The organism is Caballeronia sp. LjRoot31 (genome assembly GCF_964253885.1).
Lineage (GTDB): Bacteria > Pseudomonadota > Gammaproteobacteria > Burkholderiales > Burkholderiaceae > Caballeronia.
The window spans coordinates 1,652,917-1,670,340 of the sequence record NZ_CAXURX020000001.1; the positions used below are offsets into that span (position 1 = coordinate 1,652,917).

The 17,424-nt window shown below is 59.7% G+C and carries 18 protein-coding genes; 15 read left to right on the forward strand and 3 right to left on the reverse strand.

Annotation, left to right across the window (positions count from 1 at the left end; translation table 11 throughout):
• Positions 1 to 13: 13 nt before the first annotated feature.
• The 14 genes from ACSQ8V_RS07245 (at position 14) to ACSQ8V_RS07310 (ending at position 12,805) form a co-directional block, all read left to right on the forward strand.
• A complete protein-coding gene (locus ACSQ8V_RS07245; protein ID WP_436206609.1) occupies positions 14 to 1,054 on the forward strand; it encodes an ABC transporter permease in 1,041 nt (346 codons plus the stop codon).
• A 51-nt stretch (positions 1,055 to 1,105) separates the two neighbouring features.
• On the forward strand, positions 1,106 to 2,020 hold the full coding sequence (locus ACSQ8V_RS07250; protein WP_436206610.1) for an ABC transporter permease: 915 nt from the start codon (positions 1,106 to 1,108) through the stop codon (positions 2,018 to 2,020).
• A 1-nt stretch (position 2,021) separates the two neighbouring features.
• Positions 2,022 to 2,882, forward strand: coding sequence for an ABC transporter ATP-binding protein (locus ACSQ8V_RS07255; RefSeq protein ID WP_436205317.1), 861 nt, complete (start codon positions 2,022 to 2,024; stop codon positions 2,880 to 2,882).
• Positions 2,879 to 3,643, forward strand: a complete 765-nt coding sequence (locus ACSQ8V_RS07260) for an ABC transporter ATP-binding protein (RefSeq protein WP_436181316.1) — start codon at positions 2,879 to 2,881, stop codon at positions 3,641 to 3,643. Before ACSQ8V_RS07255 ends, ACSQ8V_RS07260 begins: the two co-directional genes overlap by 4 nt.
• A 262-nt stretch (positions 3,644 to 3,905) precedes the next feature.
• A complete protein-coding gene (locus ACSQ8V_RS07265; RefSeq protein WP_213764085.1) occupies positions 3,906 to 4,316 on the forward strand; it encodes a DnaJ family domain-containing protein in 411 nt (136 codons plus the stop codon).
• Positions 4,313 to 4,879, forward strand: coding sequence for a tRNA adenosine(34) deaminase TadA (gene tadA / locus ACSQ8V_RS07270; RefSeq protein WP_346730484.1), 567 nt, complete (start codon positions 4,313 to 4,315; stop codon positions 4,877 to 4,879). The genes ACSQ8V_RS07265 and tadA overlap by 4 nt, the downstream gene beginning before the upstream one ends.
• The gene (gene ldcA / locus ACSQ8V_RS07275; protein WP_436205318.1) at positions 4,876 to 5,802 is read left to right on the forward strand and encodes a muramoyltetrapeptide carboxypeptidase; all 927 of its coding nucleotides are present in this window, start codon (positions 4,876 to 4,878) and stop codon (positions 5,800 to 5,802) included. The genes tadA and ldcA overlap by 4 nt, the downstream gene beginning before the upstream one ends.
• A gap of 279 nt (positions 5,803 to 6,081) precedes the next feature.
• The gene (locus ACSQ8V_RS07280) at positions 6,082 to 6,840 is read left to right on the forward strand and encodes a GntR family transcriptional regulator (protein ID WP_213764083.1); all 759 of its coding nucleotides are present in this window, start codon (positions 6,082 to 6,084) and stop codon (positions 6,838 to 6,840) included.
• Between the two features lie 351 nt (positions 6,841 to 7,191).
• Positions 7,192 to 8,706, forward strand: a complete 1,515-nt coding sequence (locus tag ACSQ8V_RS07285) for an NCS1 family nucleobase:cation symporter-1 (protein ID WP_213764082.1) — start codon at positions 7,192 to 7,194, stop codon at positions 8,704 to 8,706.
• A gap of 147 nt (positions 8,707 to 8,853) precedes the next feature.
• Entirely contained in the window at positions 8,854 to 9,597 is a 744-nt protein-coding gene (locus tag ACSQ8V_RS07290) for an aspartate/glutamate racemase family protein (protein WP_436205319.1), read from the forward strand.
• Positions 9,598 to 9,746: 149 nt separating this feature from the next.
• Positions 9,747 to 10,697, forward strand: a complete 951-nt coding sequence (gene puuE, locus ACSQ8V_RS07295) for an allantoinase PuuE (RefSeq protein WP_436205320.1) — start codon at positions 9,747 to 9,749, stop codon at positions 10,695 to 10,697.
• Positions 10,694 to 11,212 (forward strand): 2-oxo-4-hydroxy-4-carboxy-5-ureidoimidazoline decarboxylase, encoded by a 519-nt coding sequence (gene uraD, locus ACSQ8V_RS07300; protein WP_436205321.1) that lies wholly within the window; start codon positions 10,694 to 10,696, stop codon positions 11,210 to 11,212. The genes puuE and uraD overlap by 4 nt, the downstream gene beginning before the upstream one ends.
• A gap of 65 nt (positions 11,213 to 11,277) precedes the next feature.
• The gene (alc, locus tag ACSQ8V_RS07305; RefSeq protein ID WP_436205322.1) at positions 11,278 to 12,288 is read left to right on the forward strand and encodes an allantoicase; all 1,011 of its coding nucleotides are present in this window, start codon (positions 11,278 to 11,280) and stop codon (positions 12,286 to 12,288) included.
• A gap of 28 nt (positions 12,289 to 12,316) precedes the next feature.
• Positions 12,317 to 12,805 (forward strand): ureidoglycolate lyase, encoded by a 489-nt coding sequence (locus ACSQ8V_RS07310; protein ID WP_436205323.1) that lies wholly within the window; start codon positions 12,317 to 12,319, stop codon positions 12,803 to 12,805.
• A 1,108-nt stretch (positions 12,806 to 13,913) separates the two neighbouring features.
• Here ACSQ8V_RS07310 and ACSQ8V_RS07315 read toward each other — a convergent pair.
• The 3 genes from ACSQ8V_RS07315 to ACSQ8V_RS07325 form a co-directional block, all read right to left on the reverse strand.
• A complete protein-coding gene (locus ACSQ8V_RS07315) occupies positions 13,914 to 15,107 on the reverse strand; it encodes a urate hydroxylase PuuD (protein WP_436205324.1) in 1,194 nt (397 codons plus the stop codon).
• Positions 15,108 to 15,181: 74 nt separating this feature from the next.
• Positions 15,182 to 15,535 carry a hydroxyisourate hydrolase gene (uraH, locus tag ACSQ8V_RS07320; protein WP_213764075.1) on the reverse strand — a complete coding sequence of 118 codons (354 nt, stop codon included), beginning with the start codon at positions 15,533 to 15,535 and terminating at the stop codon, positions 15,182 to 15,184.
• Positions 15,536 to 15,639: 104 nt separating this feature from the next.
• Complete coding sequence (locus ACSQ8V_RS07325) at positions 15,640 to 15,852, reverse strand: hypothetical protein (RefSeq protein ID WP_436181327.1); 213 nt, start codon at positions 15,850 to 15,852, stop codon at positions 15,640 to 15,642.
• 200 nt (positions 15,853 to 16,052) lie between these two features.
• Here ACSQ8V_RS07325 and ACSQ8V_RS07330 point away from each other — a divergent pair, with 200 nt between their 5' ends.
• Positions 16,053 to 17,423 (forward strand): 8-oxoguanine deaminase, encoded by a 1,371-nt coding sequence (locus tag ACSQ8V_RS07330; RefSeq protein ID WP_436205325.1) that lies wholly within the window; start codon positions 16,053 to 16,055, stop codon positions 17,421 to 17,423.
• Position 17,424: the final 1 nt, after the last annotated feature.

The following is a 17,424-nucleotide window of genomic DNA, read 5'->3' on the forward strand; positions in this document are numbered from 1 at the left end:
CGCGTTCCAGCGCCTGCAACTGGTGCTCACCCGCCACGCGGGCGTGCGCCGGACATGGCTGTTCGTGCGCTGGCTGCTGATGCTCGCCGTGACCTTCATCGGGCTGCTCGGGGTGACGTTTTTCATCGGACGAAAGATTCCTATCGATCCGTTGCTTGCGATGCTAGGCGAGCGCGCATCGGCTCAAGCGTATGCAGCGGCGCGCGTGGCGCTGGGGCTCGACAAGCCGTTGATCGTCCAATTCCTGATCTACGTTCGCGATGTTCTGCACGGCGACCTGGGCATGTCGCTGCTGACGTCGAACCCGGTGATAGACGACATCAAGCGCGTCTTCCCGGCCACGCTTGAACTGGCCACGCTGTCGACGTTCATGGGCATCGTGATCGGCGTGCCGCTTGGCGTGGCGGCCGCTGTGCGACATAACCGCTGGACCGATCACGTCGCGCGTTTCATCGGTTTGGCGGGCAGCTCGCTGCCGGTGTTCTGGCTCGCGCTGATGGGCTTGCTGCTGTTCTATGCCAAATTACACTGGGTATCCGGACCGGGGCGCATAGACCCGCTATACGACGGTCTGGTCGATACCCGGACGGGCAGTCTGCTGGTCGATTCCATCCTGGCGGGCGAGTGGGACGTGTTCAGGAATGCGCTCTCTCACATTGCGCTGCCCGCGGCCATTCTCGCGTTCTATTCCATCGCCTACTTGAGCCGCATGACGCGCTCATTCATGCTTGAGCAGTTGAGTCAGGAATACATCGTGACTGCGCGAGCGATGGGTTTGAGCGAACGCCGCGTGATCTGGCGTCACGCATTCGGCAACATCGCCGTGCCGCTCCTGACAGTGATTGCACTTGCTTATAGCTATCTGCTGGAAGGCTCGGTGTTGACGGAGATCGTATTCGCATGGCCGGGCATAGGCTCGTATCTCACCGGCGCATTGCTCAACGCTGACATGAACGCAGTGCTGGGCAGCACGCTCGTGATCGGTGCCACGTTCATCACGCTCAACCTGCTGACGGACGCGCTGTATCGCGTGTTCGATCCGCGCGCCCGATGACAGCCAAAGGTTCATGACGTGCTTCCATCCACCGACAATTCCACTCACACGATGAAGCTAGTGCGCCAAGTGTGGCGTGCGTGGCTTCTCACGGATACGCCCGCGTCGCGCAGGCAGGCTGCGTTGGGCTTGGCGTACCGTCGCTGGCGGCGTTTCGCGAGCAATCCTCTAAGCGTGTTCGGGCTGGTGATCCTGACACTGATGATTGTGTTCGCCGCAATCGGGCCGTTATTGCCGCTGCATGATCCGTTGCAGCAAGTGCTCAGCGACCGCCTTTTGCCGCCCGGTTCTCCGTCGCACTGGCTCGGTACGGATCAACTTGGCCGCGACATCCTGGCGCGGCTCGTGATCGGCTCGCGCCTGACGTTGAGCATCGCCATCCTGGTTGTGGTGCTGGTCGTGCCGGTGGGTTTGCTGATTGGAACAACGGCGGGTTTCTGCGGCGGTTTCGTCGATACCGTCCTGATGCGCCTGACCGATATCGCACTCGCGTTCCCGAAGATCGTGCTTGCGCTTGCATTCGCGGCGGCGCTTGGGCCGGGCGTGATCAATGCAGTGATCGCGATCTCGATCACCGCGTGGCCGCCGTATGCGCGGCTCGCGCGCGCCGAAACACTGCGCCTAGTGCAGGCCGATTTCATCCACGTGGCGCGCTTGCAAGGGGCGTCGTCCATGCGGATTTTGCTGCGTTATATCGTGCCGCTGTGTTCGTCGTCGGTGATCGTACGCGCGACGCTCGACATGGCCGGCATTATCCTGACGGTCGCCGGACTCGGTTTTCTCGGACTCGGTGCGCAGCCACCGAGTCCGGAGTGGGGTTTCATGGTGGCGTCGGGGCGCGGCGTGCTGCTCGACGCGTGGTGGGTCGCAACCATCCCTGGCATCGCCATCCTGCTCGTGAGTCTTGCGTTCAACCTGCTCGGCGATGGTCTTCGCGATGTCTTCGACCCTCGTCAAGGAAGCTGACATGCCAGCCGATACCCTCTGTGAGATCGATAACCTGCGCATCGCGTTCGAGGCCCACGACGGCACGCTGACCGAAGCGGTGCGCGGCATTTCCCTGACGCTTGCGAGGGGAGAGCGGCTGGGTATCGTCGGCGAGTCGGGGTCAGGGAAATCGCTGACCGGACGCGCATTGCTCGGGCTGCTGCCCGCATCGGCGCACTGGTCAGCCGACGCCATGCGCCTCGATAACCACGACCTGCTCGCCATGCGCCCGAAGGAGCGGCGACGTCTTTGCGGCACGCAGATGAGCATGATCCTGCAGGACCCGAAGTATTCGCTGAACCCGGTGATGACGGTCGCGCAGCAGATGCGCGAGGCGTTCGGGCGGCAGTCGCCGAAGCTGAATACGAAAGCCATGCGCGAGCGGATTGTCGCCGCGCTGGAGGCCGTGCACATTCGCGATCCGCAGCGAGTCGCCGACGCTTACCCGCACGAGTTGTCGGGCGGCATGGGCCAGCGCGTGATGATTGCCATGATGGTGTCGTCGGGCCCCCGGTTGCTGATCGCCGACGAACCGACCAGCGCGCTCGATGTACTCGTCTCCATGCAGGTGTTATCGGTGCTCGACGAGATGATCGCCAAGCACAACACCGGGCTGATTTTCATCAGTCACGACCTGCCGCTGGTGATGTCGTTTTGCGACCGCGTGCTGGTGATGGTCGGCGGACGGGTGGTCGAGACGTGCGCGGCACGCGATCTTGCGCACGCGCAGCATCCGTACACGCGCGGTTTGCTGGCCGCGAGTCCACCGCTGCGCAATCCGCCGGACGAACTGCCGGTGCTGCAACGCGATCCCGCATGGTTCGCCGAGGTCGCGCCATGATCGAAGCAAACGAGGTACAGGTACGCTTCAAAACGAAAACCGGTTTCGCCGATGCAGTTCGCTCGGCGACGTTTCATGTCGGCGAAGGGGAGGTGTTCGGGCTTGTCGGGGAATCGGGTTCCGGCAAATCCACCGTGCTTCGCGCCTTGACGGGGCTCGTACCGATCGCCAACGGGTCGATGCGGATTGGTCGCCATACGCTCGGCAAACACATCGACCGCGCGTTCAGGCGTGAAGTGCAGATGGTGTTCCAGGACCCGTACGGATCGCTGTATCCGCGCTTCACCGTGGACCAGACGCTGCGGGAGCCGCTCACCATCAACGGCATGGACCGCCACGATGCCCGCATCCTCGACGCCTTGCGGGAGGTCGGCCTCGGGCCCGCGTTCCGGTTCCGGTATGCGCATCAGTTATCGGGCGGGCAGCGCCAGCGCGTGGCGATTGCGCGGGCGTTGATCGTGGAGCCACGCGTGCTGCTGCTCGACGAGCCGACTTCCGCGCTCGACGTGTCCGTGCAGGCCGAAATCCTGAACCTGCTGCGGCGGCTGCATCGCGAACGCCATCTCACGATGATCCTCGTCAGTCACAACATGGCGGTGGTTGGTTTTTTATGCCAGCGGGTCGCGGTGATGCGCGATGGCGAGATCGTGGAGCAGCTTTCCATTGAAGCCGTCCGCGAGCAAAACGTGGCGCATGAATACACACGAAGCCTGTTGCTTGCTACGGAAGGTTATCGACGCAAGGCCATCGATCTGGCCTAGTCCCGCTTTGTAAGGTGCTCTGCCGGGCGTGAACCGCCCGTGCGTGGGCCGCCTGATAGAATGCCAACTTGCTAGTAGGCATCCCCGAAGCGCGTTGCGCCGGGATCGCTCACCCGGCTTCCCACGCAGCCGGCGGCGCGTTGAACGTGAATGACGCCGCGAAGCGCAACCCTCAAAACGTGACAGTCCGGCTTGATCCTGCTGCTCGATAACGTTGCTCGTCAAACGTTCGACAGACCGGTCGCCGGCACCTAAAACGCCGATGAAACTGCTAGATGCCCTGGTCGAACAGCGAATTTCGGCCGCTGCCGCGCGCGGCGAATTCGACAATCTGCCCGGCGCGGGCGAGCCGCTCGAGCTCGACGACGACGCCTTGGTCCCCGAGGAAGTCCGCGTTGCCAACCGCATTATGAAAAATGCCGGTTTCGTGCCGCCTGCTGTCGAACATTTGCGCGCGCTTCGCGATTTGCAGCACGAAGCGGGCAGCACCGAAGATCCAGCTACCCGCCGCAAGCTGCAAGCGAAGATGCTGGCGCTCGATATGGCGCTGGAATCCTTGCGCGGCAGCAGCACTGTCGTGCCGCTTGAATACCGGCGGCGCATTGCCGAACGTTTGTCCGAGCGTCTCTCGGAGAGCGACAGGAATGCACAAGCCGAGGCCACTGAAAAGTGACCCTCACGCCCGCAACCGATCTCGCCTCGACGGCCGCCGCAGAACGCGACCGCCGTTTCATGGCGCTCGCGCAAGCTGCCGCGGAGCAAGCGCGTGCGTTGGGCGAAGTGCCGGTCGGTGCCGTTCTGGTTCGTGGCGATGAAGTCATTGCGACCGGCTTCAATCATCCGATCGGCGCTCATGATCCGTCGGCGCACGCCGAAATGGCCGCATTGCGCGCGGGGTCCCTGGCGCTTGAAAACTACCGGTTACCGGGTTGCGAACTCTACGTCACGCTCGAACCTTGCATCATGTGCGCCGGCGCGATCATGCACGCGCGGATTGCGCGCGTGGTGTTCGGCGCGCACGATCCGAAGACGGGCGCGTGCGGGAGCGTTGTCGACGCATTCGCCATCGGCAATCTGAACCACCACACAAGCGTTACGGGCGGGGTGCTCGGCGACGAATGTGCCGACGCGCTGCGCAGCTTTTTCGCTGAACGCCGGCGCGCGGCGCGTGAGGCGCGCGATGCCCGCAATGCCGTACTACCCGATTCCATCGATCCACTTTCCATTCGCTCATGACCCATCCGGCACGTACCATCGATCTCGTCGCACCTTCGGGTTACCCTGACTCTGAAGTGGTTGGGCGCGCGATGGAACGCCTGCGCGCGCAAGGGCATCGGCTGGAAAACGGGTCGGCGGCGCATCGTCGTTACCAACGCTTCGGCGGCACCGACGGCGAACGTGCCGCGGACCTGAACCGGCTTGCCGATTCGGCGCGTCCTCTGCCTGACATCGTATTGGCGGTGCGCGGCGGTTACGGTGCTACACGCATTCTTCATGGCCTGGACTACGAGGGCCTGCAGCGCCGCTTGCAGGACCAGCCGATAGCGATTGTGGGCCATAGCGACTTCACCGCGATCCAGTTGGCGCTGTACGCGCTGGCCGGCGTGAAGAGCTTTGGCGGCCCGATGCTGGCTGCTGATTTCGGCGCGGAAGAGCCGAGCGCGTTCACGATGGAGCATTTCTGGAATGCGATCACGCACTCGTCGTTCAAGGTGACGAGTCACGCGCCGCAGGTCCAGTCCGTCGATGTCACCGGCATGTTGTGGGGTGGCAATCTGGCGATTATTGCGTCGTTGATCGGCACGCGGTACATGCCACCGGTGGAGGGGGGGATTCTGTTCATCGAAGATGTGAACGAGCATCCTTACCGCGTTGAACGCATGATTTACCAGTTGCACCAGTCGGGGATTCTCGCGCGGCAGCAGGCACTGGTGCTGGGCGAATTCACGGGCGGGAGGCTGTCGGAGTACGACAACGGCTATACGTTCGAGACGATGCTCGAACAAGTCAGGTCGGTGATCCGGATTCCCGTTGTGACAGGATTGCAATTTGGGCACGTGCCCGAATTGCTGACGCTGCCGTTCGGTGCGACTGCGCATCTGGTGGCGCGGTCGCATGGATTTGAAATGAAGCTTTCTGACTATCCCTACTTGGCATAGCAGGTTTCACGCAATTCGAACGAGCGCCCGCAAGGGCGTTTTTTTTCATTCAACGCACCGCTTTTGAGCGTGTTCGCACGAATAACGTGCATTGGATTGTCAACAAAAACACCGGCCAATTTGGTTGTATTCGCTTAGATAATTAGCCAGAACCCTTGTATGGCAAGGTTCAGAGCGACAGGCCTGGGAAAATTTCTGTCCATAGTGAAGAATTTTATCTTAAATTGTTGACAGTTTTTATGTCCGTCATAAGATGTATCACATAGAGCGAACACGACTATGTCCGAATCGAAATTGAAAGATTTGTCGAAGGTAAGCGTGATCGGTACTGCGGCTTCGGTCGCGGCCGCGACGGCGGAATCGATTGCGGCGAATATTCGCGACGCCATTCTCGAACACCGCCTCGCTCCAGGCGCGAAGCTGACAGAAGCACAGTTATGCGAAGTATTTGACGTAAAGCGCGGGACTGTGCGCCTGGCGCTGGCGCAACTCGCGAGCGAACGGCTGGTCGACCTCGAACCGAACCGTGGCGCGTTCGTCGCTAGCCCTTCGGTGCAGGAAGTGCACGAAGTGTTCGAGATGCGGCGAATCATCGAAATGGCGGTCGTCGAGCGGATCTGTACCGGGCATGGCACGCGCCGCCTCAAGTCGATCAGCGCAACGATCGGACGTGAACGCAAGGCCTATGAGAGCCACGATTTTTCGTCATGGATACGGCTGTCCGGCGAGTTCCACACGGAGCTTGCGCAGCTCACCGGCAACACCGTGTTGTGCGAATGCTTGTCGGGGCTGGTGGCGCGCTCCACGCTGATATCAGCGTTGTATGAGTCGCTTGGCAAAAGCTCGTGCAGCTTTGAAGATCATGAACATATCCTGGCCGCGCTCGATGCGGGCGACGGTCCCAAGGCCGCCGAACTGATGGCGCGCCACTTGCAGGAAGTCGAACTGAAGATGCTGGACCGGCCCGCACGCGGCGCGGTCGATTTACGTGAAGTCTTTTCGAAGCCAAAGGTAAGTGAGCGCGATAAAAGCGCCTGACTGCAGGCCTGATTTCCAGCAACACCGCGCGACCGTTCTCCGGGCGCGACGCAATACCAGTACCACCAACACTACCAATATCTGAAAACCGAACGAATTTAAAAAGCCCGTGTTCATTCAATGAACGCGTGGTTTTTACCATGCCTTTTCCGTGGACGCATGCGCGTTATTGCGCGTGCCGAGTGGATGAATTGCGTCTGGTCGCGGGTTCGCCCGTGGCTGCAGGACGGCTAGCCCATACCGACAAGAAAGCGCTGCGCGTTGACCACGCGACGGTGCGTATTGCTATACGAAAGCTATACGAAGTCGACTATTTGCGGCTTGATTGCCGAGCTCATTCAAGGAGAAGTCATGGTTCAGTTAAGTGCGACCCCGGGTAGTGCGGCAATACCTTCCTACGGCAACGATTCCGGCAGTGATTCAGGTAGGGATCCTGACCATCCGGCCGGATACAGTGACCGGCTCTATAACGATGACCTTGCGCCGCTCAAACATCAGACATGGAGTGCGTACAACATCTTTGCGTTCTGGATGTCCGACGTGCATAGCGTGGGTGGTTACGTGTTCGCGGGTAGCTTGTTTGCGTTGGGGCTGACGAGCTGGCAGGTGCTGGTTTCATTACTTGTTGGAATCGGCATTGTGAATTTGCTGTGCAACCTCATTGCCAAGCCGAGCCAGCAGGCGGGCGTTCCGTATCCGGTGGCATGCCGTGTGACTTTCGGCGTGCTGGGGGCGAACCTTCCCGCTGTGATTCGTGGCTTGATCGCAGTGGCATGGTATGGAATCCAGACCTTCCTGGCATCGAGTGCGCTGGTGATCGTGGTGCTGAAATTCATGCCCCAATGGATGCCGTATGCCGATGTCCACAAATACGGTTTCGCCGGGTTGTCGGCAGTGGGCTGGGCCGGGTTCATGCTGTTGTGGGTGTTGCAGGCCGTGGTGTTCTGGCGCGGGATGGAGATGATCAAGAAGTTCATCGACTTCGCGGGTCCGGCGGTCTACGTGGTGATGTTCATTTTGGCTGGTTACATGGTGTGGCGTGCGGGCTGGCGCAACATTGGCCTGAACCTGGGCGGCGTGAAGTACCACGGTCTGGAAGTGGTGCCCGTGATGATCACGGCTATATCCTTGGTGGTCTCGTACTTCTCCGGTCCGATGTTGAATTTCGGCGACTTCTCGCGTTACTGCCAGAGTTTCAAGAGCGTGAAGCGCGGCAACTTCTGGGGCTTGCCGGTCAACTTCCTGGCGTTCTCGCTGGTGACGGTCGTGACGACCGCCGCGACCTTGCCGGTCTTTGGCCAGTTGATCACGGACCCTGTTGAAACGGTGGGGCGTATCGATCAGCCAACGGCAGTGATCCTGGGCGCACTGACTTTCACGATAGCGACTATTGGTATCAACATTGTGGCGAATTTCGTGTCACCGGCTTTTGATTTCTCGAACGTTGCGCCGCGGTTGATCAGTTGGCGGATGGGCGGGATGATGGCCGCGGTGGCATCGATCTTCATCACCCCGTGGAACCTCTTCAACAACCCTGCGGTGATCCACTACACGCTCGATGTGCTCGGCAGTTTCATCGGTCCGTTGTATGGCGTGCTGATCGTGGATTTCTACCTGATGAAGCGTGGCAAGTTCAAGGTGGAGGAGTTGTACACGACGTCGGAAACGGGGCGCTACTGGTATAGCAACGGCGTGAACTGGCGCGCGGTGGGTGCGTTGCTGCCGGCGGCGGCCATCGCCGTGGCCTGCGTGATGCTGCCGTCCCTTGAAGGCGCTGGCAACTTCTCGTGGTTCATAGGCGCGGGATTAGGTGCGCTGTTCTACAGGATCATTGCGGACAAGAACTCGGTGTCGAATTTCGCTTAGAAGCACGAGTGCGTCGACAGGCGGGCCATCGCATCGGGGATTCCCGGAATGCGATGACGACTGCGAGCAACAATGCAAGCAAGGGTTTGTAGAAATACTATGTAATCCGAATAAAATGGTGCTTGCAGGAAATAAAGGAAGAACCAAATGCGCATCAAGCTGATCAACCCGAACACAACGGAACGCATGACGTTGGCGATGGACCGTTGTGCCCGGGAAGTAGCGTCAACAGGAACGGAAATCATCTCCGTAAGCGCTTCAATGGGCCCGCCCTCTATCGAGGGTTACTACGACGAAGCGCTTGCATCGCTAGCCTTATTGCAGGAGATTGAAAAGGGTGAGAAAGAGGGCATGGACGGGTATGTCATAGCCTGCTTCGGCGACCCCGCGTTATATGCGGCCAGAGAGTTGTCCAGAGGCCCGGTCATTGGCATAGCGGAAGCGGCAATGCATGCGGCAAGCGTCATAGCGCCGAGTTTCAGTGTGGTGACAACCTTGAAGCGCACCTGCACGATGTCCTGGCATCTGGCGGAGCGCTACGGCATGAAGCGTTTCTGCAAGAACGTCCGTGCAACCGACGTAGCGGTGCTGGACCTGGATATCCCCGGGTCCAGGGCGCGCTCGATCATCATGGAAGAGTGTCGAAAGGCCTTGGCGGAAGACGATGCGGAGTCGATCGTCCTGGGCTGCGCAGGCATGGCCGAGTTTTGCCACGAGATTGAAGATGCGATTGGCGCGCCGGTTATCGAGGGCGTGACGACCGCGGTGAAATGGGCGGAAGCGTTGATTGCGCTAAAGCTGCGAACGTCGAAACGCGGCGACTATGCCCGCCCGCTGGCGAAGCAATATGACGGCGCGCTAGCCGCTTATAGCCCAGGCAAACCCCAATAAAACGCCTGGACCATACATCTCGCCTGACCCGCAATATCTGCGTATGAATATGGGCGTGACGATGTGTTTTCGCTAAACTGACCCATCGTCGCGCGGGTCTTCTCTTCAACCGTGTGCGGCTCCATCGACTTCCACGCACTCATCCAGCCATGTCGAATGAATCGAAGTACCCACGCGACCTGATCGGCTACGGCCGGTACCCCGTGCAGCCGAATTGGCCCGGGGACGCACGCATTGCCGTGCAATTCGTGCTGAATTACGAGGAAGGCGGGGAAAATTGCGTACTTCATGGCGACCCGGCGTCGGAACAGTTCCTGTCGGAGATCGTGGGTGCGGCGGCGTATCCGTCTCGTCACATGAGCATGGAATCCATCTACGAATACGGCTCGCGTGCCGGCGTCTGGCGCATCCTTCGCGAGTTCGAAAAACGGGACTTGCCGCTTACCGTGTTCGGCGTGGGCATGGCGATCGAGCGTCACCCGGATCTCGGGCGCGCGTTCGTCGAATTGGGGCATGAGATCGCGTGTCATGGGTACAGATGGATTCACTATCAGGACATGTCGCCGGAGAAGGAAGCGGAGCACATGCGGCTCGGCATGGAGGCCATTGAACGCGTGACGGGCGTGCGGCCGCTCGGCTGGTACACAGGGCGCGACAGTCCGAACACGCACCGGCTGGTCGCGGAGCATGGCGGTTTTCTGTACGACTCGGATTATTACGGCGACGACCTGCCGTTCTGGATGGACGTGGAGGTCAGCGGCGGCGCGAAGGTGCCGCAACTGATCGTGCCGTACACGCTCGACACCAACGACATGCGTTTTGCCACGCCGCAAGGTTTCAACACGGCGGAGCAGTTTTTCACCTACTTGCGCGACGCGTTCGACGTGCTCTACGAAGAAGGCAGCGACGCGCCGAAAATGTTGTCCATCGGCATGCATTGCCGGTTGCTGGGCCGCCCGGGACGCTTCCGTGCGCTGCAGCGTTTCCTGGATCACATCGAGCAATATGATCGTGTATGGGTGACACGGCGGGTCGATATTGCGCGGCACTGGCGCGAGCATCATCCGTATGAAGGCACGGCGGGAGTGACCAAGCCATGAGTATCGTGCGGATCACGTTGGACCAACTCAATGCGCTGCCTGCCGGTGCATTTATCAGCACGCTTTCCGGTATCTTCGAACACTCGCCGTGGGTGGCGGAAGCGGCGCTGTGGAAGCGGCCGTTCACGAGCATCGACCAGCTTCACGACGTCATGACGACGATCGTCGACCAGGCGGGTAACGCACGGCAACTGGCTTTGATCAACGCCCACCCCGAGCTTGCCGGCAAGGCTGCGGTGCGGGGCGAACTCACGGATGAATCCACGCGCGAGCAAAGCGGCGCCGGCCTCGATCTGTGCACGCAGGAAGAGTTCGACCGATTGCAGGTGCTTAACGCCGCGTACCGCGAGAAGTTTGGATTTCCCTTTATTTTGGCTGTGCGCGGATTTGATCGCCACGGCATTGTCGCGAACTTCGAGGCGCGGTTGCATCACGGCCGCGACATAGAGTTACGTGAAAGTCTTCAGCAGATTTACCGGATAGCGCGCTTCAGGCTCGACGATTTGCTTGGTTGATGAACGTTTGAATGCTCGAACGCTTGAACGCAGCGCGTCACTTCAAAACCTTATAAGGAAACATCATGGCCGCCCCCATACTCGATGTAAACGCGCCGGAATTCACGCGCCGTTATGTGAACCTCGCGGACCCGCGGTTGGGCGCCCAGGCGCTTGAGGCCAGCGACGAATTTTTTGCACCGAAAGAGCGGATGCTCAATCCGGAGCCGGCGGTGTTTATCGTGGGTAAATACGACGATAACGGCAAGTGGATGGACGGCTGGGAAACGCGTCGCAAGCGGGTGAGCGGGTTTGACTGGTGTGTGGTGAAGCTGGCACGGCCGGGTGTGATCAAGGGTATTGATATCGATACTAGCCACTTCACCGGTAACTTTCCGCCGGCCGCGTCTATCGAAGGTGCGCACGTGGTTGATGGCGCGCCAACTCAGGCGACGCAATGGGCGGAAGTGGTGCCGTCCATGACGTTGCAGGGGAACACGCATCATTACGTGGACATTGCCAGCGAACAGCCGTTCACGCATCTGCGCGTGAACATTTACCCGGATGGCGGTATCGCGCGGTTGCGTGTGTATGGGCAGCCGCAGCTTGACTGGCGCAGCGCCAGCCGCACCGAGCTATTCGATCTTGCCGCGATGGAAAATGGCGCGTACGTCGTTGGTGCGAACAACCAGCATTTCGGGCCGGCGTCGACCTTGCTGATGCCGGGACGCGGCGCAAATATGGGCGATGGCTGGGAGACGCGTCGTCGACGTGAGCCGGGGAACGACTGGTGCATCGTGGCGCTTGCTCAGCCTGGGGTGATCAGGAAGATCGAAGTGGATACGGCGCATTTTAAGGGTAACTACCCTGACCGGTGTTCGTTGCAGGCTGCGTATGTGAAGGGTGGAACGGACAGTTCGCTTGTCACGCAGGCGATGTTCTGGCCGGTGTTGCTGGGTGAGCAGAAGTTGCAGATGGACAAGCAGCATGTGTTCGAGTCGGAGTTGGCTGCACTGGGTCCTGTCACGCATGTGCGGTTCAACATTTATCCGGACGGCGGAGTGTCGCGGTTGCGGTTGTTCAGCACGCTTGTTTGATCTATGTAAATACGAAGCAGGCTCTGCGATGAAAAAGTTGGCAATTGAACCGTTGACCCGGTCGGCGTTTGAGCCGTTCGGCGATGTCATTGAGCTTGAGGGCGCGAAGCAGATCCCGATTAATCTCGGGACGACGATTCGTTTCCACGATCTTGCCCGGATCGATGTGGAAGACGAGGGCGGGCGGCCGCTTGTGAATCTGTTTCGCGGGCAGCCGCGGGTGTTGCCGTTCGAGGTTTCAATGCTCGAGCGGCATCCGTTGGGGAGTCAGGCGTTTTTGCCGCTTAACGATAAGGCGTATCTTGTTGTTGTTGCGCCGGCTGGGGATTTGGATCCTTCCGCTATCCGGGCGTTTGTTACGCGTGGGTGGCAGGGGGTGAATTACGCCAAGGGGGTCTGGCATCATCCGTTGATCGCACTTGGCGAAGTGAGCGACTTTATTGTTGTGGATCGGGGCGGAGAAGGGGCTAATCTCAATGAGGTTCAGCTTGATGAATCGGTCTGGTTAATGGATTGAATTTTCGCTCGCGCTCGGAGGTGAGGTCGGGCGGGATTGGTGTTGGCTTCTGGCTTAGTGGTCGGGGCTGTGCTGGATTGCCAGGTTCCGGGGTTAGCGGTCTGAGTCAATATCGGGTTGCTGCTTTCGGCGTTAGTGGTCTGCGAGAGTCGGATATTCTCTTTATCACTATTAGCCACTGTGCGTGGCGGCACGTCATTTCTTTGTCCAAAGCGACAAAGAAACGAAGCAAAGAAAGCGCTTTAACCGCTCTACCCTAAGTGTCCACAGCGTGCAGTTTTGATTCATAGGTGCCCCAAAAGCACGGTGCTCGCCAGAGCCACTGATGTGTGAACCCCTCTTTCTCCGAACACGGATACCCACACGCTTCGCCACCAGTGATTGAACCTGCCCAAGGAGCACCCCGCGCTATCCGCGGACGACCACTCACCAATTTGTACGCACGACGGACCACGCCGCCAACCTACCAAGTAGTAAAGTCCCAACAATGCGTAAGGCCGTAACCGACGAAAATAACGGTGTAGGCCGCGTAGCCAATTCACCAAAGACTGAGGTAGTAGTACGCGTCGCGTCGAACTGCGGTGGATCAAGTGTGACCCGCGAGAAAAGCGAGCCGACCAAGCAGCCACCCCCAAAGACGCGTGAGGCCGTGCGGGTTCCTTAGCAATGGTGCTTGCCCGAGAGCGTACGGGGCGAAGCGTGTTCGTGTCAGGATTCGCGAGAAGGAGGGGTTCACACATCGGTGGTTCTGGCGAGCACCGTGCTTTTGGGGCACCTATGAATCAAAACTGCACGCTGTGGACACTTAGGGTAGAGCGGTTAAAGCGCTTTCTTTGCTTCGTTTCTTTGTCGCTTTGGACAAAGAAATGACGTGCCGCCACGCACAGTGGCTAATAGTGATAAAGAGAAAATCCGACTCTCGCAGACCACCACGGCCGAAAGCACCAACCCGGCACTAACCCCTGACCGCTAACTCCGGAACCTAGCAACCCGGCACTGACCCCGACCGCTAACCTCAAAACGACTAACACCCCAACTTTTCATTCCCACCCAACCGCGCCAGCAGACCTAACCCTCCCGGTCCACCGGCGCGAGCAAACCCCAAGCCCTACTTCAAAGCCCCACCCTGAAACCACGCGGCAAGTTTCTGCCGCTCACCATCGGTCATCTGAGTAACATTCCCCAGCGGCATCGCCTTCAACACCACAGCCTGCTGATAAAGCCGTTGCGCATTCAACGAAATCGACTCGGGCGTATCCAGCAAAACCCCAGCCGGTGCAGCGCCCATCATCGTCGGATGAGCGGCATGACATGTCGCGCACCGCTGCGTCAAGATCGGCTCAATATCGGCTACGCGAATCGCAGGCGCCCCTGCCACCGGCGCAACCGTTGGCACACCCTTCGGCATGGTCCAGGCAAACGCGCCAAACATCAGCAATACCCCAATCACCGGCAAATACCACAACACCTGCCCACGATGCCGCATCACGAAGAACTGTCGAATCAACGCACCCGCCAACATGATGATCAGCAACACAGCCCAGTTATAAGGATGCGTATAAGTCATCGCGTAGTGATTCGACAACATCACGAACACCACCGGTAACGTGAAATACGTGTTGTGCACCGAACGCTGCTTGCCACGCTTGCCATAAATGGCATTGGGCACCTCGCCCTTGAGCATGGCTTCAACCATCTTGCGCTGACCGGGAATGATCACGAAAAATACATTCGCCGACATGATCGTCGCCAACGTCGCGCCCGTAATCAAATACGCGGCACGCCCTGCGAACACATGGCAAGCAAGCCACGCCGCGATGATCACATAGGCGCCCACGCAGATTCCGAGCAGGCCATCGCGATTGCCCAGCAACCGGCACAGCGAGTCATACACGATCCAGCCCGCCAGCAAGAAGCCCAGCGCCGATGAAACCGCCACCACGGGTCCCATATCGAGCACGTTTTTGTCGATGAGATACGTGCTCGGCGAGAACAGATACAACACCATGAACAGGCCAAAACCCGACATCCACGTGGTGTACGACGGCCACTTCGACCAGTGCAGGTCATCGGGCATGTTCGGCGGTGCGACGGTGTACTTCTGCATGTTGTAAAAACCGCCGCCATGCACATGCCACAACTCGCCAAACACGCCGCGCTTGGTCGCAGCCGGGTCTTTCGGCGGCTTCAGGCTGTTGTCGAGCGCCACGAAATAAAACGACTCGCCAATCCACGCAATCGCCACCACCACATGCAGCCAGCGCAAAGCAAGATTCAGCCAGTCAACAATAAAGCCTTGCATGAAACGTCTCCACTACGAATTCTGTTGTCGAACCATCGGACGGACGCGAGGTGAAAAAGCGTCAGATAAAAACCTCAGCTACCGCGATACGTGCTGTACGCCCAAGGCGACACCAGAAGCGGCACGTGATAGTGCGACGTGGCATCGGCAATACCAAAACGCAACACCACCCGGTTCACAAAGCGGGGTTCAGGCAGATCCACGCCATTTGCCGCGAAATAATCCCCGGCGTGGAATACGAGCTCGTATTCGCCAGTGACAAACGCGTCGTCCTGTAGCAACGGCGCGTCGCAACGGCCATCGGAGTTGGTGTGGGTGGTCAGGAGCGCGCGCCGGGCATCGCCGGTCAGCACGAAAAGTTCGACTTTGATACCGGCGCCGGGGCGGCCGTGCGCGGTATCGAGTACGTGGGTTGTGAGCTTGCCCATTCGCGTTGTCCTTATAGTGTGCGAGGAGCGGCTGCGCATCGAACCGTCTGAGTTCTCGTCTGTGTTCTGACAATCAGCGGCGGATCGAGGCTCCACAAGCGTGGCTACATACCCGTCGGCGTGAGAGGATGCGCGCCGTGACCAGCATTGTAAAAAGTTGCGGTGATCATAACGCCCGCGATAGGCAAGATAATCGCCAGCACATAACGGCTGCCCGCATATTGCGGTTTCGTAAAGAAACCGTCAGCGTTCCAGCCCGGTTCCAGCCCTTTCCACCGCTTCCCGGCGATGCTACGCGAGCCAAAATTCACGATCATATCGAGTCCGTGAAGACAACTATGGCAGTGTGCGCATTGTCAGGGGCTTTTTGGCTACGGACAGTAGCGCCTTGCACAGAGGTTTGCTGGGCATCCCGAAGACGGCGATCGACGCTGGGTAACCGGGTAACAGGCGCGGATTCAAATGGTGCTTTTGTGCTTTGCGCCCTCGGTACAACAGTGAAATAGCGGAGATCGGCATGCAACAGAAACCCCGGACATTGCTGGTGAAGAACGCGCGTGTGCTCGTGACCATGGACGAGAAACGACGCGAGATCGCCAACGGCGGTTTATTCATCGAAGGTAACCGGATCACGCAGGTCGGCGCGACAAGCGACTTGCCGCAACAAGCGGACGAGGTGCTGGACCTGTCAGGCCATCTGGTGATTCCCGGCCTGGTCAACACGCATCACCACATGTATCAAAGCCTCACGCGGGCTGTGCCGGCTGCGCAGAACGCCGAGTTGTTCGGCTGGCTGACCAGCCTGTACAAAATCTGGGCGAACCTGACGCCGGAGATGATCGAAGTATCGACGCTGACCGCCATGGCCGAACTGTTGCTCTCAGGCTGCACGACGTCGAGCGATCATCTCTACATTTATCCGAACGGTTCGCGCCTGGACGACAGCATCGCGTCGGCGCAACAGATCGGCATGCGTTTTCACGCGGCGCGCGGCAGCATGAGCGTGGGGCAGAAGGACGGTGGCTTGCCGCCCGATTCGGTGGTCGAGAAAGAAGACGCGATCCTGAAGGACACGCAGCGCCTGATCGAAACGTACAACGATGAAGGCCGTTACGCGATGCTGCGCGTGGTCGTGGCTCCCTGCTCGCCGTTCTCGGTCAGCCGCGAGTTAATGCGCGATTCGGCGCTGCTCGCACGGGAATACGGGGTATCGATGCACACCCATCTCGCCGAGAACGTGAACGATGTCACGTATAGCCGTGAGAAGTTCGGCATGTCGCCGGCTGAGTATGCGGAGGATTTGGGCTGGGTCGGACCGGATGTCTGGCACGCGCATTGTGTGCAGCTGGACCGTGCGGGTATCGAGTTGTTTGGGCGCACGGGCACGGGTGTCGCGCATTGTCCGTGTTCGAACATGCGGCTGGCGTCGGGCATCGCACCCATCCGGGCGATGCGGGACGCGGGCGTGAGCGTTGGTATCGGCGTGGACGGATCGGCATCGAACGATGGCGCGCAGATGGTCGCGGAAGTACGGCAAGCGTTGTTATTGCAGCGCGTGGGTTTCGGTCCCGATGCCATGAGCGCACGGGAAGCGCTCGAAATCGCGACGCTGGGCGGCGCGAAGGTGCTGGGCCGGGACGATATCGGCGCGTTGGCGCCAGGCATGGCAGCCGACTTTGTTTCCTTCGATCTGAGCCAGCACGGCTTTGCGGGCGCGCTGCACGATCCCGTCGCTGCGCTGGTGTTCTGCGCGCCGTCGCAGGTATCGACGAGTGTTATCGATGGTCGCGTCGTGGTACGCCACGGTCAGTTGACGACGGTCGATCTCGGACCGATCGTCGAGCGTCACAACCGGCTGGCGGGTCAGTTGATCGCCATGGCTAATTAAG

Bases quoted from the DNA above. Each gene is read 5' to 3' on its own strand.
- uraH (WP_213764075.1), bottom strand. From the start codon at position 15,535: ATGGGCAAGCTCACAACCCACGTACTCGATACCGCGCACGGCCGCCCC.
- ACSQ8V_RS07250 (WP_436206610.1), top strand. From the start codon at position 1,106: ATGAAGCTAGTGCGCCAAGTGTGGCGTGCGTGGCTTCTCACGGATACG.
- ACSQ8V_RS07265 (WP_213764085.1), top strand. From the start codon at position 3,906: ATGAAACTGCTAGATGCCCTGGTCGAACAGCGAATTTCGGCCGCTGCC.
- puuE (WP_436205320.1), top strand. From the start codon at position 9,747: ATGTCGAATGAATCGAAGTACCCACGCGACCTGATCGGCTACGGCCGG.
- ACSQ8V_RS07255 (WP_436205317.1), top strand. From the start codon at position 2,022: ATGCCAGCCGATACCCTCTGTGAGATCGATAACCTGCGCATCGCGTTC.
- ACSQ8V_RS07260 (WP_436181316.1), top strand. From the start codon at position 2,879: ATGATCGAAGCAAACGAGGTACAGGTACGCTTCAAAACGAAAACCGGT.
- ldcA (WP_436205318.1), top strand. From the start codon at position 4,876: ATGACCCATCCGGCACGTACCATCGATCTCGTCGCACCTTCGGGTTAC.
- alc (WP_436205322.1), top strand. From the start codon at position 11,278: ATGGCCGCCCCCATACTCGATGTAAACGCGCCGGAATTCACGCGCCGT.
- ACSQ8V_RS07290 (WP_436205319.1), top strand. From the start codon at position 8,854: ATGCGCATCAAGCTGATCAACCCGAACACAACGGAACGCATGACGTTG.
- uraD (WP_436205321.1), top strand. From the start codon at position 10,694: ATGAGTATCGTGCGGATCACGTTGGACCAACTCAATGCGCTGCCTGCC.
- ACSQ8V_RS07330 (WP_436205325.1), top strand. From the start codon at position 16,053: ATGCAACAGAAACCCCGGACATTGCTGGTGAAGAACGCGCGTGTGCTC.
- ACSQ8V_RS07280 (WP_213764083.1), top strand. From the start codon at position 6,082: ATGTCCGAATCGAAATTGAAAGATTTGTCGAAGGTAAGCGTGATCGGT.
- ACSQ8V_RS07315 (WP_436205324.1), bottom strand. From the start codon at position 15,107: ATGCAAGGCTTTATTGTTGACTGGCTGAATCTTGCTTTGCGCTGGCTG.
- ACSQ8V_RS07325 (WP_436181327.1), bottom strand. From the start codon at position 15,852: ATGATCGTGAATTTTGGCTCGCGTAGCATCGCCGGGAAGCGGTGGAAA.
- ACSQ8V_RS07310 (WP_436205323.1), top strand. From the start codon at position 12,317: ATGAAAAAGTTGGCAATTGAACCGTTGACCCGGTCGGCGTTTGAGCCG.
- ACSQ8V_RS07285 (WP_213764082.1), top strand. From the start codon at position 7,192: ATGGTTCAGTTAAGTGCGACCCCGGGTAGTGCGGCAATACCTTCCTAC.